Source organism: Paenilisteria rustica (assembly GCF_013820765.1).
GTDB classification, from domain to species: domain Bacteria; phylum Bacillota; class Bacilli; order Lactobacillales; family Listeriaceae; genus Listeria_A; species Listeria_A rustica.
Window position 1 is genome coordinate 1 of sequence record NZ_JABJVM010000029.1, and the last position, 24,113, is coordinate 24,113.

At 42.4% G+C, this 24,113-nt stretch carries 23 protein-coding genes; 15 read left to right on the plus strand and 8 right to left on the minus strand.

The features are described from left to right. Window positions 1-167 precede the first annotated feature (167 nt). The 4 genes from HPK16_RS15975 to def form a co-directional block, all read right to left on the minus strand. Window positions 168-653 (minus strand): MogA/MoaB family molybdenum cofactor biosynthesis protein, encoded by a 486-nt coding sequence (locus HPK16_RS15975; protein WP_181677901.1) that lies wholly within the window; start codon window positions 651-653, stop codon window positions 168-170. Between the two features lie 12 nt (window positions 654-665). Next, window positions 666-1,661 carry a ThiF family adenylyltransferase gene (locus HPK16_RS15980; protein ID WP_181677902.1) on the minus strand — a complete coding sequence of 332 codons (996 nt, stop codon included), beginning with the start codon at window positions 1,659-1,661 and terminating at the stop codon, window positions 666-668. A 150-nt stretch (window positions 1,662-1,811) separates the two neighbouring features. After that, window positions 1,812-4,019 carry a LapB repeat-containing protein gene (locus tag HPK16_RS15985; protein ID WP_181677903.1) on the minus strand — a complete coding sequence of 736 codons (2,208 nt, stop codon included), beginning with the start codon at window positions 4,017-4,019 and terminating at the stop codon, window positions 1,812-1,814. Between the two features lie 118 nt (window positions 4,020-4,137). Then, a complete protein-coding gene (gene def, locus HPK16_RS15990; protein ID WP_181677904.1) occupies window positions 4,138-4,689 on the minus strand; it encodes a peptide deformylase in 552 nt (183 codons plus the stop codon). Window positions 4,690-5,526: 837 nt separating this feature from the next. On the opposite strand from def, the gene pdhA reads away from it, so the two are divergent. The 9 genes from pdhA (at window position 5,527) to HPK16_RS16035 (ending at window position 13,933) form a co-directional block, all read left to right on the plus strand. After that, a complete protein-coding gene (gene pdhA, locus HPK16_RS15995) occupies window positions 5,527-6,642 on the plus strand; it encodes a pyruvate dehydrogenase (acetyl-transferring) E1 component subunit alpha (RefSeq protein ID WP_181677905.1) in 1,116 nt (371 codons plus the stop codon). A 2-nt stretch (window positions 6,643-6,644) separates the two neighbouring features. Further along, window positions 6,645-7,622, plus strand: a complete 978-nt coding sequence (locus HPK16_RS16000; protein WP_036063350.1) for an alpha-ketoacid dehydrogenase subunit beta — start codon at window positions 6,645-6,647, stop codon at window positions 7,620-7,622. A gap of 320 nt (window positions 7,623-7,942) precedes the next feature. Beyond that, window positions 7,943-9,577 carry a dihydrolipoyllysine-residue acetyltransferase gene (locus tag HPK16_RS16005; protein WP_181677906.1) on the plus strand — a complete coding sequence of 545 codons (1,635 nt, stop codon included), beginning with the start codon at window positions 7,943-7,945 and terminating at the stop codon, window positions 9,575-9,577. 4 nt (window positions 9,578-9,581) lie between these two features. Further along, window positions 9,582-10,985 (plus strand): dihydrolipoyl dehydrogenase, encoded by a 1,404-nt coding sequence (gene lpdA / locus HPK16_RS16010; RefSeq protein ID WP_181677907.1) that lies wholly within the window; start codon window positions 9,582-9,584, stop codon window positions 10,983-10,985. 341 nt (window positions 10,986-11,326) lie between these two features. Beyond that, complete coding sequence (locus HPK16_RS16015; RefSeq protein ID WP_181677908.1) at window positions 11,327-11,647, plus strand: hypothetical protein; 321 nt, start codon at window positions 11,327-11,329, stop codon at window positions 11,645-11,647. A gap of 88 nt (window positions 11,648-11,735) precedes the next feature. Continuing rightward, window positions 11,736-12,050, plus strand: a complete 315-nt coding sequence (locus tag HPK16_RS16020) for a hypothetical protein (protein WP_181677909.1) — start codon at window positions 11,736-11,738, stop codon at window positions 12,048-12,050. Between the two features lie 121 nt (window positions 12,051-12,171). Next, window positions 12,172-13,122, plus strand: a complete 951-nt coding sequence (locus HPK16_RS16025) for a Rossmann-fold NAD(P)-binding domain-containing protein (protein WP_181677910.1) — start codon at window positions 12,172-12,174, stop codon at window positions 13,120-13,122. Further along, a complete protein-coding gene (locus HPK16_RS16030) occupies window positions 13,112-13,384 on the plus strand; it encodes a UPF0223 family protein (protein WP_181677911.1) in 273 nt (90 codons plus the stop codon). The genes HPK16_RS16025 and HPK16_RS16030 overlap by 11 nt, the downstream gene beginning before the upstream one ends. Window positions 13,385-13,399: 15 nt before the next feature. Next, window positions 13,400-13,933: a DsbA family protein gene (locus HPK16_RS16035; protein WP_181677912.1), complete on the plus strand. Its 534-nt coding sequence runs from the start codon at window positions 13,400-13,402 to the stop codon at window positions 13,931-13,933. A gap of 42 nt (window positions 13,934-13,975) precedes the next feature. Here HPK16_RS16035 and HPK16_RS16040 read toward each other — a convergent pair whose 3' ends face one another. The 3 genes from HPK16_RS16040 to HPK16_RS16050 form a co-directional block, all read right to left on the minus strand. Continuing rightward, window positions 13,976-14,803 (minus strand): hypothetical protein, encoded by an 828-nt coding sequence (locus HPK16_RS16040; protein WP_181677913.1) that lies wholly within the window; start codon window positions 14,801-14,803, stop codon window positions 13,976-13,978. A 78-nt stretch (window positions 14,804-14,881) separates the two neighbouring features. Next, window positions 14,882-15,826, minus strand: coding sequence for a magnesium transporter CorA family protein (locus HPK16_RS16045; RefSeq protein WP_181677914.1), 945 nt, complete (start codon window positions 15,824-15,826; stop codon window positions 14,882-14,884). Window positions 15,827-16,023: 197 nt separating this feature from the next. Continuing rightward, a complete protein-coding gene (locus tag HPK16_RS16050; RefSeq protein ID WP_181677915.1) occupies window positions 16,024-16,641 on the minus strand; it encodes a YktB family protein in 618 nt (205 codons plus the stop codon). A gap of 133 nt (window positions 16,642-16,774) precedes the next feature. On the opposite strand from HPK16_RS16050, the gene HPK16_RS16055 reads away from it, so the two are divergent. From HPK16_RS16055 to HPK16_RS16070, 4 genes are all read left to right on the plus strand, one after another. Next, on the plus strand, window positions 16,775-17,548 hold the full coding sequence (locus tag HPK16_RS16055) for an inositol monophosphatase family protein (protein WP_181677916.1): 774 nt from the start codon (window positions 16,775-16,777) through the stop codon (window positions 17,546-17,548). Between the two features lie 179 nt (window positions 17,549-17,727). Beyond that, entirely contained in the window at window positions 17,728-19,353 is a 1,626-nt protein-coding gene (locus HPK16_RS16060; RefSeq protein ID WP_181677917.1) for a hypothetical protein, read from the plus strand. A 308-nt stretch (window positions 19,354-19,661) separates the two neighbouring features. Further along, window positions 19,662-21,500 carry a translational GTPase TypA gene (gene typA / locus HPK16_RS16065; protein WP_181677918.1) on the plus strand — a complete coding sequence of 613 codons (1,839 nt, stop codon included), beginning with the start codon at window positions 19,662-19,664 and terminating at the stop codon, window positions 21,498-21,500. A gap of 145 nt (window positions 21,501-21,645) precedes the next feature. Beyond that, window positions 21,646-22,557 carry a DUF5068 domain-containing protein gene (locus HPK16_RS16070; protein WP_181677919.1) on the plus strand — a complete coding sequence of 304 codons (912 nt, stop codon included), beginning with the start codon at window positions 21,646-21,648 and terminating at the stop codon, window positions 22,555-22,557. A gap of 51 nt (window positions 22,558-22,608) precedes the next feature. On the opposite strand, the gene HPK16_RS16075 is transcribed toward HPK16_RS16070, so the two are convergent. Then, complete coding sequence (locus tag HPK16_RS16075) at window positions 22,609-22,824, minus strand: YlaI family protein (RefSeq protein ID WP_181677920.1); 216 nt, start codon at window positions 22,822-22,824, stop codon at window positions 22,609-22,611. Between the two features lie 68 nt (window positions 22,825-22,892). On the opposite strand from HPK16_RS16075, the gene HPK16_RS16080 reads away from it, so the two are divergent. Continuing rightward, a complete protein-coding gene (locus HPK16_RS16080; protein ID WP_181677921.1) occupies window positions 22,893-23,195 on the plus strand; it encodes a hypothetical protein in 303 nt (100 codons plus the stop codon). Window positions 23,196-23,330: 135 nt separating this feature from the next. Then, window positions 23,331-23,609: an Fpa/YlaN family protein gene (locus tag HPK16_RS16085; protein WP_036067182.1), complete on the plus strand. Its 279-nt coding sequence runs from the start codon at window positions 23,331-23,333 to the stop codon at window positions 23,607-23,609. Window positions 23,610-24,113: the final 504 nt, after the last annotated feature.

The following is a 24,113-nucleotide window of genomic DNA, read 5'->3' on the forward strand; positions in this document are numbered from 1 at the left end:
CCGAGCCAAAATACTAGCCCAACACTTTATCAAAGATTTTGACATCTCTGTAGGTTAAGAAAAGGCACGAGCTATTGACTCCCTAGCTCGCACCTTGATATTTCACCCCAACAATTGACATAGAGCCTTTTTTTCTATACTTTCCAGATACATACGAAGTGCGCTTTTTACTTCCTTCGTTCCGCTAAAAAATGAGGCAACTCCGGAATAATAAGCTGATTCACCGCAAGCTCACAAGCGTGGGTCGAACCCGGCACAACAAACAACAAAACATTATCCAAAGTAAATCCCGCAAAAGCCCGAGATAACATCGCCCGCGTCCCGATTTCCTTATAACTCAACATTCTAAACAACTCCCCAAAACCAGGAATCTCCTGCGCCACCTGGTCCCAAAGCGCTTCAAAAGTCACGTCGCGCACCGCAATTCCAGTACCACCGTTTGAAATCACACAATCACATCGCGGCTTTAATTTTGCAAGGCCTTCGTTGATTAAGAAATCGTCGTCCTTCACCACTAGGCGTTCCACAACGGTATGCCCAGCTGTTTCCAAAGCATCGACAAGCAGTAATCCGCTTTTATCCGTCTCCAAATTCCTCGTATCACTAATCGTCAAAATGCCAACTCGCGCTTGAATAAACTCTTTCTGCTCCATATTCGCGCCTCCTCAAATTTCATTAAAAAAGTGTTGATATTGCTTCTTAGCTACAATTAAATCGGCTGTTCCGTGCACCAGAACACGACCATTTTGAAAAACCGTGAAGTCATAATCTTGAAAAGTAAACGTCAAAACAAATCGATTTGCCTGACACGCGATATCTTGATTCTGGAGAACGGTCCGAAACGCGTCAAAATCAACGGTCGAACCGATCTGAAACTGTACCGTATCACGACCACAAAGGAGCACTGGCTGTTTCGAATAAGCAACCTCCGCCGTCTCGCCGCGCACACACACCGAACAATCCGGGTTTCTCGTTACGCCAAAAGCTTGGAACGTCATCTCCCAATTATCCAGCTGATAATACTTCGCACGCCGTTCCCCAAGCAGCAACTTCGTCAAAAGCGAGACCTGAAGCCCTGCCAACATTGGAATCAGCGCCCCATGAACCCCAATAATATCACAACTCGTCTCATTAAATAGCGGCATCTTCTCCATCAAGCAGTGCAAGCACGCCGTCTCGCCCGGAATAATCGGCATCACATTCGCAAACGTCCCCGCGCACGACGCAAAAATCCACGGCACTCGCTGTTCCAAACACCACTGATTCAAAAAACGCCGCGTCGCGAAATTATCCGTACAATCCAAAACCGCGTCGACATTTCCCGCGTAAGGCAACAACGACTGCACATTCGCATCATCCACTAAGAAATCAATCTGAATATCCTGATTAATCGCGCGCAACGCTTTCGCCGCAGCCCAAGCTTTCGCCTCTTTTCGCGCCGCGTCTTCTTCCGTAAATAAAGTCTGCCGTTGCAAATTCGAAAGTTCCACAAAATCCCGATCCACCAAAATCAGCCGTCCAAAACCCATTCGCGCAGCAATCTCCGCGGCGTAAGTTCCAATCGCACCAACTCCGATAATAAGAATTGTACTCGCTTGCAATACTTCCTGACCCGGCTTCCCAATCTGCGCAACTCGCATTTGCCGATCATAACGCTCCATCTGAAACACCCGCTTTCTGCTCTTCCATTTTACCAGAAAAACGCTCGGAAAGCTGTAAAAATGAAAACAATTTAGCAGTAGGGAAGGCCCAGAAAAGACATCAAAAAAAGAGGAGACACGAAAAACTGGTCTCATCCTTTTGAAATGCTATTAATTTTTTCTTAGTAGAAGAATCCCGCTCGCCAATATAATCCAGCCGAAGATAAGCGAATGTTGCGAAGCGTCACCGGTTGCTGGTAGGCGTTGTTCTTTTGCTAGTGACTGTTTCGCAACCTGAGTTTGGATGGAATTCGCGCCACTTTTTGCATGTGATTTTGTAGGTGAAATAGCTGGTTCAATGTCCGCCGCCGTAACATGGACAATCACTTGCACAGGTAAGGCGGAATTTCCAAGCGAATTAACAGCGCCCAAAGTCACCGTATAATCCCCAACAGCGTCTAAATTGACAACTTTCGCAAAGTCAGAAGAAACGACGCCATCATTCGTTGCTACAGCGTGGTCATCAACTAGAAATTGCGAGGCGCTTATATCGGAATATTGTTTATACGTAACCTCACTATTCGCCGAAATCACTGGAACCGCGGAGGAGACAATATTTACAACCACAGGAACTGGTGCAGCGGCATTTCCAGAAGCATCACTCGCTTGCAAAAGAACGGTGTACGTACCTGGAATTTTAAAGTTGACAGCGGTATCGAAATCTGAGGTAATCAGTGAACCATCGTCTGTTTTAGCAGAAATATCATGAAAGAATGTTGCCTCATTTATATTTTGTTCGGCATCATACGTAATTGGGGAATTGGCGGTAATGATTGGCGCGATCGTATCCACAACTTGAACAATAACAGTTACCGGCACCGCCTCGTTTCCAGCGGTATCTGCCGATTGCAAAGTCACCGTGTAATCGCCAGCAACATTCAAATCAACCACCGTTGCGAAATCCGAAGTAACCGCAGAACCATCGTCCGTCGTTGCCTCAATATCTGTTAAAAATTGACTAGGACTCACCGTTTCGCCTTGATTATAAGTATGATTCGTATCTGCCGCGATGACAGGAGGTGTCGTATCAGGGATTAGCGGAACCGTAATCGTGCCATGAAAATCACCTGAATTATCGCCAATCACGATATGTTGTGAGAATGTATAGGTCACTTTTGTTTGTGTCGTTAAGCCTGTCCATGTGATATTAGGAGAGATAAACACGCCTCCATTTGATATAGTATCGGGTGACAACTTGCTGCCATCCATACCGGTTATATCCATCATAGCAACACTTAGCGGATCTATCGTATCCATTGTTGGTAACGTAAATTTTTGTGAATCAAAGCGAAAAATGGAGAGCCCAGTTAAGCCTGCTAATGGACTAATATCACTAATATGATTGTCTACTAGATACAGTTTATATAGTTGCGTCAGGCCACTTAACGGTGTAACATCTGCAATATTATTACCGGTTAGATTCAAATCACCAACTGCTTTCAAGTAATGCATACCGACCAATGACGAGATGCCTTGATTCATGGCGGTGAGCGTCGTAATAGTATTCAGTTCATTTTGCGATACAGTATCGGTCACATTCTTACCTAACTTTGTAGCAATTACTTGCGCTAATGCGGCATCTGGAAAAACGGCATCAATAGCACCGATTGGAACATCATCTGGATCAGTCAGCGGTTGTGTCACGGTACCTTGAAATAACCCTGTTGTGCTACCAACCGTTTGCTGAAACCTAAAAGTAACGGCGGTTTGATTCGTTAAGCTGCCCCATGTAATGTTCGGCGTGCTATAAATTCCGCCATTACTAATACTATTTATCGATGGAATTCCACCCGTATAGCCTGTGATGACACCAGTTAGATCTAGCGTTAAAGGAGCCGTTTTAACACGTGTTGGTAAAGTAATTGTTTGACTATCGAAACGTGCACTATAAATATTGGTTAGTGGCGCTAAAGGTCGCGCATCACTGATATGGTTTCCAACAAGAATTAATTGGCCTAAATTTATTAATCCGCTGAGTGGCTGGATATCGCTAATATTATTACTTGATAGGTTGAGCGTACTGATATTATGTAGATTCTGAATCCCTTCTAAATTAGTAATCCCTTTACTATTCCCCTCCGCACTGGAAATGCTAGTAATGGCATTTAAATCAGCGGCTGTTACGGCGTCCGTTGTCGATTTCCCAAGCTTCGTCGCAATTACTTGAGCAAGCGGGCCGTCTGGAAATATCTCGTTAATCGGTGCAGGTAGAGAGGTATTAACAGGAGCTTCCGCCTGAGCAAAGGTACCCAGGCCAATACTTGCGAGAATAACCAGTAAACATACAATTACCTTAAAACTTCTATTTAGTTGTTTCATCAAGATTCCCCCCTTTTTAATCGCTATTTCTACCATACCCGTAATGAAGAAAAAGATGCGCATACAAAAAAGCAATCCGAGCCTCACAAACAGCTCAAATTGCTTTTATTTTGTCCTATTATTCGTAAATCGTCACGTCTGGTGGCAAATACGATGGATTCTTCTTATTAATATGATCGTAAAACATAATCCCGTTCAAATGATCAATTTCGTGTTGTACAACAATCGCAGGATAATCTTTCAAACGTATTTTTAAGGGTTTCCCGTTCTCATCAAAAGCTTCCACAGTCACACGAGCACTGCGAACGACATAACCTGGAACCTCACGATCAACCGAAAGACAACCTTCTCCGCCACCTAAGCACGCGTTTTCGACAGAATGACTGCGAATTTTAGGGTTGTACAAAACATAGCTGTATAGACGATCATTATCATCATGTACATGGATCGCGATATAGCGCTTAGAAACAGCAATTTGCGGCGCAGCAATACCAACACCACCGCGTAATTCATGTTTTTCAGCAATTTCGGGATCTTGACTATTAATCAGGAATTCTAACATCTTTTGACCAGTTTTCTTATCTTCATCCGATAGGGGAAAAGTGACAGGCTCTGCGACAGCGCGCAAAACAGGGTCACCTTCACGGACTATATCATCCATTGTAAGCATTTTTTTCGCTCCTGTTCTTATAAACTTATCTTCATTTTACCAAAAAAAGCGCGTGTTGTGAATGGATTTTACTTCCGATTACGGTTAGCATAAAAAATAACATCCAAATAAAGCGATAATGAAGGGGAAACGTTGTTGACAAAATAAATTTTATGTTAAAATATAGATAAGAAAAGACGAACGATTAAAATGATACTATAGATATTGTTCGCTATGTTGAACTGTTACATAATTTTATTTGTTTGTGAATTCACAAACAAATAAGCCTGCATTTAAATAAAATTCGAAAGAGCAAGCCTAAGCCATCTTTGCTTTATTATATAACAGTTTGTATTTCAAAACGAGATTTCTAATACAGTTTTTGAAAGCGAATGATTTGATGTGAAGCCTTGTAATTGCAATAAAATAAAGTAAGCTTAAGCTGTTGACGAAACTGGGATGATGGTGTAAATTAAAGAGGAAGATTGGTGTATTAATAATTTGGTGAGCTAAAAATATAACAGCAAAGCACAATTCTTAACAAGGAGCGTGAAGCAAGGTGAATTTGTGAATGTGAAGGTATTTCGTATCTTTTTTCACAAACTCATCCCAAAAGCATGTTTTCAGTTCCTAGAGATGGGAATAAAGAAGAGGATAGAGCATTTTGTTGAAACCATTTTTTGCAAATAGCCGAATAATACACGAATTCAGCTAGGAAATTTGAGGAGCGAACCAGTCATTGTATTGCTTGCTTGACGAGCCCAAATTTTGCTACAGTAGATGTAGTAGAAAATATCAAATGATTGCGCATTCAATTCTTAAAAAATATTTCAAAATCAGAAGGGAAGAGATTACACGATGGCTTCTAAAACAAAGAAGACTGTAGTAGATGTAAAAGAGCAGTTTCAAGCTGTTGCCGATCAATTCGAATTGGTACAAATTTTAAATGAAAAAGGAGAGGTTGTTAATCCTGACTTGATGCCCGACTTAACAGACGAGCAATTAGTAGAATTAATGACACGTATGGTTTGGACTCGTGTGCTTGACCAACGTTCGATTTCCTTGAACCGCCAAGGTCGCCTAGGTTTCTACGCGCCAACAGCTGGACAAGAAGCATCACAACTAGCAAGTCACTACGCGTTAACTAAAGCAGATTACGTACTTCCTGGTTACCGTGACGTTCCACAAATGATCTGGCACGGCCTTCCATTAACGAAAGCTTTCCTATTCTCACGTGGACATTTTGTCGGAAATCAATTCGCAGACGACTTAAACGTTCTATCTCCACAAATCATCATCGGTGCACAAATCGTACAAGCTGCCGGCGTTGCTCTTGGACTTAAGAAACGTAAAAAAGACGCAGTTGTCATCACATATACAGGTGACGGCGGTTCTTCACAAGGTGATTTCTACGAAGGTATGAACTTCGCCGGTGCCTATAAAGCCCCAGCAATCTTCGTTGTTCAAAATAACATGTTCGCGATCTCAACACCACGCGAAAAACAATCAGCAGCAGCAACTCTAGCTCAAAAAGCAGTTGCAGCAGGTATCCCAGGCGTTCAAGTAGACGGCATGGATCCACTAGCAGTATACGCTGTAACGAAATTTGCGCGTGATCGTGCAGTTGCAGGCGATGGCCCAACACTAATCGAAACAATGACTTACCGTTATGGTCCACATACACTTTCAGGTGATGATCCAACGCGTTACCGTACGAAAGAGCTTGATGGCGAATGGGAATTAAAAGATCCAATCGTTCGTTTCCGTACTTTCCTAGAAGCTAAAGGACTTTGGAGCGAAGATAAAGAAAATGAAGTAATCGAACAAGCTAAAGAAGAAATCAAAACATCTATCAAAGAAGCTGACGCTACACCGAAACAAAAAGTATCAGATCTTCTTAAAAATATGTACGAAACACCAACAGCTCCAATCAAAGAGCAATTGGCAATTTTTGAAGCGAAGGAGTCGAAATAATCATGGCGCAAAAAACAATGATTCAAGCGATTACAGATGCGCTTGCAGTAGAACTAAGAAATGACGAGAACGTATTAGTTTTCGGTGAAGATGTAGGTAATAACGGCGGGGTTTTCCGTGCTACTGAAGGACTTCAAGCAGAGTTTGGTGAAGATCGTGTATTCGATACGCCACTTGCAGAATCAGGTATCGGTGGTCTTGCTATCGGTCTTGCGCTAGAAGGTTTCCGCCCAGTTCCTGAAATTCAATTCTTCGGTTTCGTTTTTGAAGTAATGGATTCTGTTGCTGGTCAAATGGCACGTATGCGTTACCGTACTGGTGGCACACGTACTGCACCAATCACAATCCGCGCGCCATTCGGTGGTGGGGTTCATACTCCTGAACTTCACGCGGATAACTTGGAAGGCCTAATGGCACAATCACCAGGTCTAAAAGTTGTTATTCCGTCAACACCATACGATGCAAAAGGTCTTTTGATCTCAGCAATCCGCGATAACGATCCAGTTATTTTCTTAGAGCACATGAAATTATACCGCTCATTCCGTCAAGAAGTTCCAGAAGGCGAGTACACAATCGAAATCGGTAAAGCAGCCGTTCGTCGTGAAGGTACAGACGTTTCTGTTATCACATACGGCGCAATGGTTCAAGAATCTGTGAAAGCAGCAGAAGAACTAGAAAAAGAAGGCGTATCCGTTGAAGTTATCGACCTTCGTACAATTAGCCCATTGGATGTAGACACAATCATCGCTTCCGTTAAGAAAACAAACCGCGTAGTAGTCGTTCAAGAAGCACAAAAACAAGCAGGAATCGCTGCTAACGTTATCGCTGAAATCAACGACCGCGCCATCCTTTCACTAGAAGCACCAGTGATGCGTGTTACAGCACCAGACAGCGTCTTCCCATTCGCACAAGCAGAAACAGTTTGGTTACCAAACCATAACGATATTGTTGAGCGTGTGAAAGAGGTACTTGCTTTCTAAATTAGAAAAGTTGAAAGAGCCCGTTAGCCTCGACAGAAATTGTTAGAGGGCGCAGTGAAAACCCACACTTGGTTTTTGCGGAGGCCACGAAATTTCCGAGAGGCTGGCTGTTGAAACTAGATCCGAAGGCGCCAAATATGAAGAACGCAGTACATGGATTACATGTTCACTGCGTTCTTGGAATTAGATCCGAAAGATACCAAACATGACGAGCGTAGTGCATGGATTACATGCTCACTTTGTTCGCATGCATATTGAGGCTCTAACTTAGCAAAGTACGCTTCGTAAGAGCCACAACAAAAACAGGAGGCTTTTAAAAAATGGCATATTCATTTAAATTACCGGACATTGGTGAAGGTATACATGAAGGAGAAATCGTCAAATGGTTCGTAAAACCGGGCGATAAGATCGAAGAAGACGCGTCCCTTTTTGAAGTTCAAAATGACAAATCTGTTGAAGAAATTACTTCTCCCGTAACAGGAACTGTAAAAGAAATCCTTGTTGGTGAAGGCGTAGTAGCAACAGTTGGACAAGTTTTAATCACGTTTGATGGCGTTGAAGGCCACGAAAATGACGCTGAAGAAGCGCCAGCAGCACCTGCATCTACACCCGCAGCGGCTCCGGCAGCACCAGCAGGCGGAAAAGGCATTTACGAATTCAAATTACCAGACATTGGTGAAGGAATTCATGAAGGCGAAATCGTGAAATGGTTCGTTAAACCAGGCGATCAAATTGAAGAAGATGCAACTATTTTTGAAGTCCAAAACGACAAATCTGTCGAAGAAATTACATCTCCTGTAGCGGGAACTGTAAAAGACATTTTGGTTGGTGAAGGCGTAGTAGCAACGGTTGGTCAAGTGCTAATCACATTCGAGGGCGACTTTGAAGGCGAAGCAACAGCAGATCATTCTTCTACTCCAGAATCTCCAGCTGATACTGCGAAACTCGAAAACAATAACGCAGCACAAGCTCCCGTATCAGGTGGAAACGGTACACCATCATCGCAAAAAGATCCAAACGGTCTAGTTATCGCGATGCCATCTGTACGTAAATATGCACGTGAAAAAGGCATAGACATCCGTCAAGTTGCAGGATCAGGCAAAAACAACCGCGTTCTTAGCGCAGACGTTGATGCATTCTTAAATGGCGACACAGCAGCATTAGCAAGTGAAGCAACTCCAGCAGCGGCATCACAAGAAACGGCAGCGGCGAAACCAGCAGCAAAAGCAGCACCAGTTGTTAGCGGCGGAACATACCCAGAATCGCGCGAGAAATTAACGCCAACTCGTAAAGCTATCGCGAAAGCAATGGTTAACTCGAAACACACAGCGCCACACGTAACGTTGATGGACGAAATCGAAGTTTCTGCTTTGATGGTTCACCGTAAACGTTTCAAAGACGTAGCAGCTGAAAAAGGCATCAAACTTACTTTCCTACCTTACATGGTAAAAGCGCTAGTAAACACATTGCGTGAGTTCCCAGTGCTCAATACGACACTTGACGACGCAACAGACGAACTAGTTTACAAACATTATTTCAATATCGGTATTGCAGCAGATACGGATCACGGTCTTTACGTGCCAGTTATCAAAGACGCTGACAAAAAATCGATTTTTGCAATCTCCAACGAAATTAACGAATTAGCTACAAAAGCACGCGACGGTAAATTGACAGGTGAAGAAATGCGTCACGGTTCTTCTACTATCTCAAATATCGGATCAGCTGGCGGACAATGGTTCACACCAGTTATCAACTACCCTGAAGTTGCTATTTTAGGAGTAGGTCGTATCGCAGAAAAAGCAATCGTTAAAGACGGTGAAATCGTAGCAGCACCAGTACTTGCTCTATCGCTAAGCTTCGACCACCGCGTAATCGACGGCGCAACAGCTCAAAAGGCTATGAACAATATCAAGCGGTTATTAAATGACCCAGAACTTTTACTAATGGAGGCGTAAAAAAATGGTAGTAGGCGATTTTCCAGAAGAAAGAGACACCATCGTAATCGGTGCAGGACCCGGCGGATATGTTGCGGCAATTCGCGCAGCACAATTAGGACAAAAAGTAACAATTATCGAGAAAGAACATTACGGCGGCGTTTGTTTAAACGTTGGTTGTATCCCTTCAAAAGCTTTGATCACAGTAGGTCACCGCTTTGCTGAAGCGAAACATTCCGATAACATGGGTATCACAGCGGATGGCGTGAACCTAGACTTCACAAAAGCGCAAGAATGGAAAGGTTCTGTCGTTAGTAAATTAACAACAGGCGTGAAAGGCTTGCTTAAAAAGAATAAAGTGGAAATGTTAGAAGGAGAAGCTTTCTTCGTTGATGAGCACTCCTTACGTGTTATCCACCCTGAGTCAGCGCAAACTTACACGTTCAACAATGTCATTATCGCAACTGGTTCTCGTCCAATCGAGATTCCAGGATTCAAATTCGGCAAACGTGTTCTTAGCTCAACAGGCGCGCTAGCTCTTACAGAAGTACCGAAAAAACTTGTCGTAATCGGCGGTGGTTACATCGGTACGGAACTTGGTGGCGCATTCGCTAACCTTGGAACAGAGTTAACAATCTTGGAAGGCGGACCAGAAATCTTGCCAACGTACGAAAAAGATATGATTTCCCTTGTAAAACGCAACCTTAAAGGTAAAGGCGTGGAAATCGTAACAAAAGCTTTGGCGAAATCTGCCGAAGAAACTGAAAACGGCGTAAAAGTAACGTACGAAGCTGACGGTGAAACAAAAACTGTTGAAGCAGACTACGTATTAGTAACAGTAGGTCGTCGTCCAAATACAGACGATATCGGCTTAGAACAACTAGGCGTGAAATTAAGCGAACGCGGTTTGATCGAAGTTGACAAACAAGGTCGCACAAATATTTCTAACGTCTATGCTATCGGTGACATCGTTCCTGGTGTTCCACTTGCCCACAAAGCAAGCTACGAAGCAAAAGTTGCCGCTGAAGCAATCGCTGGCGAAGCATCTGAAAATGACTACACAGCTTTACCAGCAGTCGTTTTCAGTGATCCAGAACTCGCAACAGTTGGTTTGACAGAAAAAGAAGCAAAAGAAAAAGGCTTCGACGTAAAAGCTGCTAAATTCCCATTTGGCGGTAACGGTCGTGCCCTATCTCTTGACGCTCCAGAAGGTTTCGTACGTCTAGTAACACGCAAAGAAGACGGACTTATCCTAGGCGCTCAAGTTGCTGGAATGAACGCATCCGATATCATCTCTGAAATCGGACTTGCAATCGAAACAGGCGTAACAGCAGAAGACATCGCGCTTACTATTCACGCTCACCCATCATTAGGCGAGTTGACAATGGAAGCAGCAGAACTAGCGCTAGGTCGCCCAATCCATATGTAAACAGTTATATATTCCTGATAAATCGGCGACAAGCGTTCGCATTCAGGAGATTCAGCGGACTTCCGGTTCTCACGTACAGTCGTACGCTCCGCTTTGTTGAGATTCTTTGAAGCAAAGCGAAGTAGAACCTCAATATGCAAAGGAATGTAATGAGTTTGCCACCCTTTGTTCCACTGAATCTCCTGACTACAAACGCTTTCGCTCGATTTGTTGGAAGCGGAATGTACGTCTTACCCGGTTGAGGGTTTGGCGTTCTTTTGTTTGATGCAATTAACTATTGTGAAATCAAAAACAAAGTAGTATGATATAAATATAAAAAACTAAAGAATCCAGGTGTAAAATTGAAAAAACAGATGGAAAAAATTATCTTCGGTGTTGTCTATAGCTTCTCAGCGATTTTCTTTCTTGGTTTTATTGTTAACATTGTTCACGGTTTTATCATGCATATGCATGAGACCGATAGTTGGCGTGCAGTTTTGCGAATTTTAGCGAGTCCAGTGACAGATCCAGCCATTTTCCAAGTTCACATTGCAAACCCAGTGTGGTCGATGTTCCTAGCGATTATTATCTGTTACGTGATGCCAGCATTTTTCTGCGTTTCTACCTATTTCTTGAAGAAAGATTATCTTGAAACACACGAAAATAGCCGCTTTATTCATTAAAAAGGGCTTTTGTGTGATTTTACATAGCAAAAGGAGTAGAATAGGACAAGAATAGGCATATAAAATACGAGAAGAATTAGGTGAAAAAATGGGGACATGGAAACGCGCGCTGTTTTGGTTGGCATATGTGATATCAGGAATTTGCTTCATACTCACGATTATTGCTTTCATCATCGGATTTTTCCACCATATGCACGATACAGGTGGTATGAAATCCGTGATACAAATTCTAGAAACTCCGATTACCGGTTTTATCAAATTGACGAGCGGAATGATCCAGAAATCAGTGCTGGAAATCATCTTGCTATGCATTGTTAGCTATGTGTTACCAACGTTTTTCTGTATCGCAACACACTATATACGGAAAAATCGGCGCATCGCTTTAGAAAACGAAGAAGAATAGTCTGGGCATTGATTCTGCGCGTTGTAGAGTCGATGCTTTTTTGCAATCACAATATTTCAATCGTCGCGGTTTTCATGATAAAATGAGGAAGACACATGAGAAGAGGGAGCGTGAGGCGGGTTTGGCAATAGATAAGAAAAAAATTGCGATTATCGGGAATAATAAGTTAAGCACTAGTTATGCTTTTGCGATGTTGAACCAACAGCTGAATGTGGAAATGTGCCTTGTTACAGATAAGAAGGCACAGGTTTTGAAAGATATCGGGTACAGCGCTTATTTCAGACCAAAAACAACGCTGACATCGGGTGGTTTTTCGGAGTGCCGGAATGCGGCGGTGATTGTTTTCACGCACGATCCGTTTGCAGAGGCTGAGAATATGCAACAAGCTTCGTCGGTTGTTCGCAAGTTTGTGAACCAGTGGATGGAAACCGGGTTTCAGGGGATTTGTGTTATCGCGACGCCGCAGAGTGAGGTGGTCGCTCATTGGGTGATGAAGTTCTCGGGCCTCGCTGCTGAAAAAATTATTGCGCTTGGAACGATGCTCGATACGGCTTTTCTGCAATGGGAATTGGGACGCCATTTTCAGGTTAACGCCAAAAATGTTCATGCGTATATGATTGGGAGTACACTAGAAAAAGGTGTCCCAGCCTGGAGTCGTGCCTATATCGGTGGCCGTCCGATTTTGAGTTATATTATGGAGGATCCAGAACGCTATTCCTTCGAAAAATGGCAACCAATCGTGACGCAGATGCAGGAGTTGCCGAGTGAGCCATTAGCGGAGAATCGTTTGTTTGACTACAGCATCTCGCTTGCGTTGGTAGAGCTTACACGAATCATTTTGGAAGATGAACGCATGATTTTGACGGTGGGTGTCTATGTGCAGAATCAATTCGGAATGGCAGCTGGTTTCATCAGTATTCCAGCAATCATCGGAGCCGCTGGTGTGAAGACGATCGTTCCATTAACACTTTCAGATTCCGAGCAAAAACAGCTAGCAATCGTTGTCAAAGCGCTAGAAGAAGCTGTGCAAGCAGGATTGCCAAATGAAGGAGGGACGAAACGTGGAGTATAGTTATCCGATTAATTTAGACTGGTCAAAAGACGAGATGGCGACCGTTATTAACTTTTATCAAGCCGTTGAGAAAGCGTATGAAGTTGGCATCGACGCGTCGGAAATAAAAGCGAAATATAGTGATTTTAAGCAAGTCGTACGCTCGATTGGCGAAGAAAAAAGCCTGGGCAAAGAGTTTGAAAAGGCGAGCGGTTATTCGGCCTATCGGGTCATGCAGCTCGTGAAAAACGCAACGACAAGCAAAATCAAAATGCAACCATAAGGAGGAATTTTTAAGATGGATATTAGTGAAATTATTGCAGGTAATGTAGGAACAGAGGCGGGGATTCATATTGGGAAAAGTGACGCGCCGGTGAAAGTGATTTCGTTTGTGAATGTGCGTTGTCCGTTTTGCCGTGAATGGCATGAAAAATCGCGTGATGTGATTAGTCGTTATTTGGATTCTGGTCGGATTGAGCTGATTGTGAAGCCGTTTGATAAGGAGAAAGAGTCGTTGCAACGCGGGAATATTATACATCATTATCTCGATTATGCAGCACCAGAGCAAACGCTTGAGGTTTTAGACGAAGTATACGCGAGACAAGATCTTTGGGGTTCTTTGACGCACGAAGAAGTGGCGAATTTTGCAGAAGATGAGCTGGGCCTTTCTAAGCATGATAACGAAGAACAAGCGGAGAAAATCATAGCTGAAGCAAATGCTGCGAACATCCGCCTGGTACCAACTGTGATTATCGGAGAACATATTTTTGACGAACATATTTCACCAGAAGAGTTGGAGAAATTGATTTTAGAAGAAGCAGGAAAAGAATAAAAAATAAGCGGTGGCCTCCAAATTTGGGGTCGCCGCTTATTTTTATTCGGTAAAGCTTGTCGTGATGTGCACGCCGTCTAGCGGATCAGTGAAATCGCTCACCGTATAATCCGTTTTTCCGTCTTGCCAGCTGATGATATTGCCTTCCGCCTTGTTTGGTGCCGCTTCAAGCTTCATACCGCCAACTTGATGCGGAGCAGGAAGCGTTTCTTCTTCAAGCACGGCGACAACTTTTTTAGCGAGGTCAATCGAATCTTGCGGATCTGCGCTCGTTGTGTTGCGAACGCCCATGCTCCAACGACCTTCCGCCCAATTGAGAAAAGTAGAGCCGGCACCAGCATCCGAATAACCAGTAATACCAGAACCGAGGTCGACGCCGTTCACGCCTGTATTGACGTCATTCATGTGGCCAGTTGCCTCCGCTGCGGCTTCTTCTGTCGCGTACAATTTTCCGGAAACCGTGGCAATCGGGGTCGCTTTAGACGTATCTTTCAAGTCAGAACTATTCACTGAAATAGGAGCTTTCGTTTCGTAAAAAATGACTTGATAGGCGTCTTCGGAATCGCTCGTCTTCGCGCTTAGGTAATGCTTGTCAGAGGAGAGTGGAACCGCTTTTGGAAGCATTACGACAACATCAGAGCTGAGTTTCGATTTTACCGTTGCCAAAACATCTTTTTGCGTGAGTGTTGGTATTTTTGTACTGCCACTCATGTCATTTTTGCTAATATCCTTGGTGGTTGAGCCGTAGTTATTGTTGCTGCTACCGTAAGAATTAGAACTATCCGAACTATCTGAGGAGTAAGAACCGCCACAACTTGCGAGAAGCAGCGCACTAAAAACAACCGGAATAACCAACATTTTAGTATTCATTACTTTCACCTCTTTGCTAAGGGTTTTCCCGATTTTGACATAAGAAAACCACCTTCCGTAGCAGAAAGTGGTTTAAGGTTAGAAAAATTTCCGTTTCCAAAAGACAAAGCCAAGTATCCCAGCGATTCCAAACGAAATACAAATGACGAGTACCCATGCAATAGGAATATCAGATAATGGCAATCTTACGTTCATCCCGTAAAAACTAAACACCATCGTCGGAATCGTCAAAATGATTGTAAATGAGGTCAGGAATTTCATCACGATATTCATGTTGTTCGAAATAATCGACGCATAGGCATCCATCATTCCACTCAGAATATTGGAGTGAACTTCGGCCATCTCAATCCCTTGCCGGTTTTCAATGATAACGTCTTCCAGTAAATCTTGGTCTTCCTCGTACATCTTCACGATATGTTGGCGCATCATTTTGTCGAGCACCAACTTGTTCGATTTGAGGGCGGTCAGGAAGTAAACCAGACTTTTCTCAATCCCCATTAAATCGTAAAGTTGCTTATTCTTCATCGATTCATGTAGCTCTTTCTCAATATCATCCGTTTGGCGACTCATTCGCTTCAAGTGACGGAGGAATTGGGTCGAAATCATATACAATATTTGCAAGGCGAAACGCGTTTTCATGTGCGTAAAAAAGCCTTTTATCCGATTTTTAATGAAGGATTGAATAATCGACGAGTCAATCGTGCAAATCGTGATAAAATAATCCTTCGTCATAATCATCCCAAGCGGAATCGTTTCAAAAGACGCGTAATGAATATCGTCCTCATCTACGATCGGAAAGTCACAAATAATCAGGACGGCTTCGGTATCGTCATCCCGCTCAATCCGCGCACTCTCATCTTTATCTAGTGGATCTTCGAGAAACTCAAGTGGAATCCCGTACTGATCGGCAATCTGATTAATTTCTTCCGATGACGGCGCCACGATGTTAATCCAGCAATTGCGCTCTGGTTTCTCTAATTCTTCTAATTTACCAGCTTCATTCGATTTGAAAATTTGATGCATAGGCGTATTCCTCCTTTTCTAAGGATTCAGCCGCATGGAGTGCTGTTGCAAGCCATGGCGGGAATCCTTGCATGACCTCTGATGCGGATCTGGTTCACTCGGCGCGATACTCGTTTTCATGGTGCTCAACTCCTTTTCTCAAATAATCACAACTTCATCATTATACAGAGATTTAGCCGTTTTGTACATGGTTACTGCTAAATTTCTTGCATTTCAAAACTCATATCGTAAAGTGGCAGCAACAAGTCCACCGTTTTTTCGAGTTCTTTGGTGAACGATGCATCATTTTTCAAGGCAGTATCACCAGGTTTGAAAATACGACCGACCATAAATTCACCTTTCTTCACATCGCGGAATCGCTCTAGAACCTTAGTCAAATCTGTATTTTGGATAAGACTTGTCGGTTTTTCCGTATGATCTGGTGAAATTGAGAAGTTAGCTGGCAAGCTTTCCAACTGATCCAGATTTTCTAGGAAATTATGCACGACGATTTGACGGTTCTCCGTTTCATAGATGAAAGCAAGCCAAATAAAGACGTATTCATCCCAAATCCCCACTTGGAAATGCGGATGTTTTTTGTAGCCGCGTTTATTATTAGCGACCGCAAGCCACGTACTATCAGGCGGATTCACCGAACGGCGGGCATGACGCGCAATATGCAGAAACATCTCCGTTCCTGTTTTAGCACTCAAATAAGTAGCAAGACCTTCGCCGATTTCGCGAAATTTAGGCTGGATCTGTGTTTGAATAGCTTCCATCCGGTCCTCGAGCCCCGGCGTTTGCATCGCTTTAAAATCATTTTTTGTAAAAGTCATTAAGATTCCTCGCTTTCGTAAAAATAGGCGCTTCTTTCATTATAACGTAAAAATGAGTCGTAGAGGCTGTATTTAGCTTGAAATTATGATAAGCTAGGAAAAATAAGAAACAAAACGAAGGAGTGGTGCGAAGATGGTACTGGAGAAAATAGATCAACTAGCGCGAGAATGGTTGGAGGAAGCGGGAAATCGGATTTTTATGGCGCTCGAACAATCTAATATTGAAGTTGAGGCGAAATCAGATCGCAATGATTTGGTGACGAATGTCGATAAAGCAACAGAACATTATTTTGCGGAGAAAATTGCGGCTCATTTCCCGGAACATCGCTTGCTTGGCGAAGAGGGATACGGCGAAGAAATCACGAGTTTAGAAGGCGTTGTTTGGGTGCTTGATCCAATTGATGGCACGGTGAATTTCGTCGAACAGAAACGGAATTTTGCGATATCGCTCGGGATTTACCAAGAAGGCGTCGGGGAACTGGCGTATATATATGATATCGTTGGCGGTGAATTCTACTTTGCTAAGCGCGGAGAAGGTGCTTTCGTGAACGATGTGGAGATTCCGAAACTGAGCGTGGATAACAAACTGGAAGATGCGCTGGTGATTATCAATACGGCATCGGTTCGCAAATTCCCGCACATGCTTCCAGTCATCCAAGCAGCTCGCGGATTGCGTTTATACGGTGCCGCGACACTTGAGTACATGGCAGTGGCAACAGGACGCGCAGACGCTTACGTGAGCGCAAATCTATCGCCATGGGACATTGGTGCTGGAAAAATTATAGCCGAGGAAGTAGGCGCCATCGTGACACGCGTGGACGGCTCTGAGATGGTAATTACTGAAAAAGGCGATTCATTCGTTGCGAGCCCTGGTGTTCATGCCGAGATTTTGCGAGACTATCATTGAGAGCATAGAATTCATTAAATAGACACAAATATAGCGGGAAAATGAGAACGGCGACCATTTTGAAGATGTTTATCATGATAAAATTGAATGCACAAAATAAAAACGTCATTGATATGGCGTTTTTTTGAATACTAATACATAAACCCTTTACATCTAAAAATATTAGGAGGTTAGATTAAATGGTAAATAGGCTTAAAGAAAGTCTTGTCACAATGGAGGAGAGAGCTTCGGAAGATACGGTCATTAAATATTATACGAATGGTAAGCTTGAGTCTAAAGTCTATATAATACCAGCATTGAGCACACCGAAAGAAGTTTCTAGCTATATTGCTGGAAGCTTGAATATCGCGGTGAAAAATAAGTTTACATGCGTTCAATTACCTGCTGGGAAATATGAATTGGACAATACGGTTCATGTTCCGGGTGGGATGACGCTAGAAGGAACGCGAGATGAAAATGGTAATAATTTGACCACGCTTACTGTGCCAATGATGAATGATGCTGGGACTGTTCATCGTTTAAATAAACTGGCACTTGTTACAGCAGATAGTGGCATTGATTCATCAAACACCACTATTAGACGAATAATTTTAGACGGTAGGTGGGATGCGGAATCGAACATATTAATAGATGGGCACCGGGGAATTTTCCTATCGCCTTTTCCTCAATCTAAAAAAAGAGGCGACGGTTATTACAAGGATGCAGAAAGAAAGCATGATATCACGATTGAAGATATGACTATTCGTAATTTTGGTGGTTCTGGAATTTATATGGATTTTGTAAATAATGTAAACATAGGTGAATTGGGGAGTGAACAAAACGAAAAAAGTAATAGAATAGAAAACATAGGTTATGGGGGTGTAATTGGGTATTCAATTGATAATGTGTGTGTATCGAATACATGGATAAGCGACATTGGCTTAGCAGGAAAGCAAGCATATGGAATCGCTGTTAGTTGGCAAAAAGGGACAACCGATGAAAATCAACTTGCCAATAACGATCGTAGTCGTTTCGCTGATACCGCTGAGGGGGAATCTCTTTGGAAAGAGACACCTTATGTAAATGGATACTATCCGAGCAGGAATGTAAAAATTGTTAACAATATAATTATGAACAATGCGAGTTGGGAAGCCTTGGACACGCATTCAGGTAAGAATATTAGTTTCATAGGAAATCGCATTATGGGAGTTAGATTTCCGATAGTCCTTGGTGGAATGGAATATGATGGCGGCGCTATTTCAGCATATCCGCCTGAGGATATCGACATTTCAGAAAATGTTATTAACAATAAGGAAGATATAAAAAAATATAATCCAAAACCAATTCCTTCTGAGCGTGGAATAGCGGCTAACGGGGCACAGTTTAATGATCTTTTAAAAGAAAGTATTGGATTTCTGAAAGGATTAACTATCAAAAAAAACGAAGTGAATAACATACAAGCTGTAAAAAATACGCAAGGTGGTATAGGCATACATGTTACTTTTAGGGCATGTATAATAGGTAACCATATTAATAACACAAAATTTAATGGTTTAGCCTTGTTAAGCTCTAATAAAAAAACGGTTCTTCAAAATAATACAATCACCTCTATACAGGAAGCGAAAGCAAATGAAATGTCTGTATGCATAGGAATTAGAGGATCGCATAACAATGGCAACACATCTAATACTTATTCTTCAGAGCCTCTAACAAGCGAAGGGACGAGCATCATGAATAATAAACTGGATGTGGGAGGGCAAAATAAAAATATTGCTGAAATATATCAAAACCCTGCAAGCATATCTAATATGTTAAATTTTATCTGAAAGAGGCTAGTGTTAAATTAAGGACTTACTAAATGCAAATGATACTCTTAAGTTAAAAAAATCGACTACTCCGGAATAAAAATCGTGCTAAACCCGAGTAAATGTGCTATAATTGGAAAGTTGATTAAAACTAAACGATCCAGAAACGGGGAAAATAAGCCAATTTTCCTCTTTCTTTTGGCTCTGGTAGCTAAGTCGTATTACCATATATGAAGAGCGCTTGACTTTAGTTAGGCCATTTTTGAGCAACTGAGCAGGGTTTCACGTGCCAGTTTCGAGAAGGTAATTTAATATTAGGAGGAAACATTTTGAAATTAAGAGAAGATATTCGTAACGTCGCTATTATTGCCCACGTTGACCATGGTAAAACTACATTGGTGGACCAACTTTTACGTAAGTCAGGAACTTTCAACGATCACGAGCAAGTAGCTGAGCGTGCGATGGATAGCAATGCCATTGAAAAAGAGCGTGGTATTACAATTCTTGCGAAAAATACTGCCATCAATCATAACGGTGTGCATATCAATATTTTAGATACTCCCGGACATGCCGATTTCGGTGGGGAAGTAGAACGTATTATGAAAATGGTTGACGGTGTTGTCCTAGTCGTTGATGCGTATGAAGGTACAATGCCGCAAACGCGTTTCGTACTGAAAAAAGCACTAGAGCAACATTTAACGCCACTTGTAGTAGTAAACAAAATTGACCGCCCATCAGCGCGTCCAGCAGAAGTTGTAGATGAAGTTTTAGAATTATTCATCGAACTTGGTGCAGACGAAGATCAATTGGAATTCCCAGTTGTATACGCTGCGGCAGTTAATGGAACAAGTTCATTAAGCGATAAAGTAGAAGATCAAACAGAAACAATGGATCCGATTTTTGACTTAATCATCAATAATGTACCAGCGCCTGTGGATAACAGCGACGAGCCTTTGCAATTCCAAGTATCTTTACTTGATTACAATGACTACGTTGGTCGTATCGGTATCGGTCGTATCTTCCGTGGAACAATGGAAGTTGGTCAATCGGTTGCCTTGATGAAACTAGACGGTAGCGTGAAGAAATTCCGCGTAACCAAAATGTTCGGTTTCTTAGGTCTTAAACGCGTTGAAATTACACATGCAAAAGCCGGCGATCTAGTTGCCGTTTCCGGAATGGAAGATATCTTCGTTGGGGAAACAGTAACACCAGACGATCACCAAGAAGCCCTGCCAATTTTGCGTATTGACGAGCCTACTTTGCAAATGACTTTCGTAACGAACAACAGTCCGTTCGCTGGTCGTGAAGGTAAACACGTAACAAGCCGTAAAATTGAAGAACGTTTACTATCTGAACTACAAACAGATGTAAGTTTACGTATTGATCCAACTTCTTCACCTGACGCTTGGGTTGTATCTGGCCGTGGTGAGTTGCATCTATCCATTCTAATTGAAAACATGCGTCGTCAAGGTTACGAATTACAAGTATCTAAACCAGAAGTTATCATCCGCGAAATCGATGGCGTGAAATGTGAGCCAATGGAACGCGTACAAATTGATACTCCTGAAGAATATGTTGGTAGCATCATGGAATCTATCGGTTTGCGTAAAGGTGAAATGGCTGATATGGTCAATGACGGTTCTGGTCAAGTTCGCTTGATTTTCCTAGTACCATCACGTGGACTTATCGGTTACACAACCGAATTCCTATCGATGACTCGTGGTTACGGTATCCTAAATCACACATTCGATTCTTACCAACCAATGCAAAAAGGTCGTGTCGGTGGACGTAGCCGTGGTGTTCTTGTATCGATGGAAACTGGTAAATCAACTACTTACGGAACAATGCAAGTAGAAGATCGCGGCACTATCTTTGTTGAACCAGGTACGGATATTTATGAAGGTATGATCGTTGGGGAAAACAACCGTGACGGCGATATCGCAGTAAATATCGTAAAAGCGAAACAAATGACAAATATTCGTTCAGCGAATAAAGACCAAACAAACGTTATCAAAAAACCTCGTACACTAACACTTGAAGAATCATTAGAATTCCTAAATGATGACGAGTATTGCGAAGTAACGCCAGAAAGCATTCGTTTGCGTAAGAAAATCTTGAACAAAAACGAACGTGAGAAGGCAGCAAAACGTACAAAAGTTTCCGAATAAATCATGGAGAGTCGTCCTTAATTGGGCGGCTTTTTTAGTTGCTGAAATGTTCTGTTGATTAATTATTTTTGTAACATGATTGTAATATGTCAGTTTTTTTGGTATAATTCTTTTAAGGAAAGACGTGAAAGAAGGAGGGATTTGCATGAAGAAATTACTGATGGTAGGCACAATGAGTGTGATGATTTTTGGATTGGCAGCTTGTGGTTCGGGGGCGGACTCGAAAAGCTCAGGGTCGGAGGAGCAAACGCCGAAAACTGAGGAGAAACAAGTAACAAAAGAGACTGATGAGGCAAAACAAGATGTGAATTCTAGTGAGGATACCAAAGAGAAAACAGATGCAAAACAAGATAAAGAAGAAGTAACAACGGAGGAGGATGCGCCGGCGACAGAGGATACACAGGTGAAAGAGGAAGAAGCGACGACTCCTGATCAGAAAGTCGAAACATCAAAAACAGAAATTGCGAAGAAACCCGCAGCAGCAGCCACGACAGCAGCCTTTTCTTTGAGTACAGATGGCTTTAAACAATCCGCAGTAGCACCGAAAACAGGCGGAACGGTATCGTTAGTTTACCTAAATACAACGCCTCAAACAGCTGATTTTGGCCCGTTAAAAGTAACGGTGAAGCAATACAAGTTGGAAAGCGTAACAGGAGCTAATAAAAAAATGGATCCGTATAGCCCGGAATCCTATTTAGCTAATCAAGATGGCTTTGTGGTAACGGCAGACGTGATTGTTGAGAATACGACAGCGAACAACATCAACTATTTAGCAGAGCGTATTCAAATCAATGGTGGCGGCATTTCCAAAGGTGCGAGTCTAGAAAACTTTGTGCCAACAGCTTATCAATTATCTGGCAGCCCGTCAGCGCATAATATATTCCCAGCGAAAACAAAGCGTGAAGGCACGATTACCTACATGCTTAATAAGCAAAACTACTACACGCTTGTGCATCTGACTAAGCTTGTGGTGCCGAATCCGAATGACTTTGCAGAAAAAGCACTGCCAACGAAAACAACGAAAGCTATTGATTTGGACTTCCGGATTACGGAATAAGGTATTTCATATTAGGACGGAAGTAGTTTGACTGCAAACAAAAACCCGCTATTAGTGTTTAGCGGGTTTTTCAATAAAGCTTTTCGTTTTTGGTTTATGAAATTCAAATTTACCAGAATTGATTCGAGCTACCGTTTTTTCAGCAATACGGCCTTCGCATTCAGGGCAAAGATACATACGAATCGGTTTATTGCGGAGTTGTTTCGTTTTAAATTTCTTATCATCTAGTTCATCAATTGTCTCACATAAAATACATTGTGCCTTCATTGCGTTCACCTCGTGATTTTATTATAGCATGAAAAAAATGAAAGATAAACATACAGGAGGTTTTGGGGATGGTGCTAGAGGAAAAAGCGGGGCATAAAGAAATGATAGTTACATTATTTGCATCGTTAGGGGCTTTTTTGTCGTTAATATTCGTGCGGCGAGCGGTGTTTTGGTTTGATAATTTTTATGTGGTATTTAGCATTGCGCTGTTGCTCGTTTTGGGCTACGTGGTGGTTACGCTGATTTTTTTAATTCGCTCATTCAGGCGGCGTTTCCAGTTTTTTGATAAAATAATTATTTATTCCTCCATTCCGCTGAGTCTTTGTTTTGTTGTATATTTGTTTCTATTAACGTCGAAGTGGCTATCTTAAAAAATGTTAGGATATCAGGTTACACGGCGAAAAAAATATGCTATACTAAAGAGGATAAAATTTGCAAAATTATAGTTTCGATGGAAATAGATTAATTAAGCGCATGCAGATGTGTTTTGAATGGGGGGTTCTGTGATGACAAATAAACAAATAGATCACAGGGAAGAGGCAATTACTCTTCTTAAAGAAGATGCGAAAAGAATTTTGCAGTTAATTAAGGTGCAGATGGATAACCTGACTTTACCTCAATGTCCAGCTTACGAAGAAGTTTTGGATACCCAAATGTACGGCTTATCGCGCGAGATAAATTTCGCGGTGAGGCTTGGATTGATTGACAGAGCGGAAGGGAAGAGCTTGTTGAGTACGCTTGAGAAAGAGCTTTCCGTATTACATGAATTGTCGACTAGTAAGTAAATATAGATATGGAACACCCCTCTTGACGTGAGATTGTGATGCGTCGGGAGGGGTGTTGGTTTGTTTGTTGTGGGTCTTATGAAGCGTCCTGTGCTGAATTAGAGCCTCAATATGCATGAGAGCAGAGCGAGCATGTAATCCATCAGAGGGTCTTATGCGGTGAATGTAGAATAAATAGGAAACAGATAAGAAGCCGCAGAACTAAAGAGCCTCAATATGCATGAGAGCAGAGCGAGCATGTAATCCATCAGTAGTGCTTGTGCGGTGGGTTTGGATATAACAGGAAAATATAATAGGGAGTGAGCTAGGTAGATCCTAGGTTTGTATGAAGTCAGATGTAGCATAGACCTGTTTGGCGTCGTGTTTGGCGCCTCCGGGATCCGGCTTCAACGGCTAGCTTCTCGGAAATTTCGTGACCTCCAAAAAAGTCAAAAGAGGACTTTTCTTACGCCCCCTAACAATTTCTGTCGAAGCTGAACGGGCCGTTTCAGCACTTCATCAGAT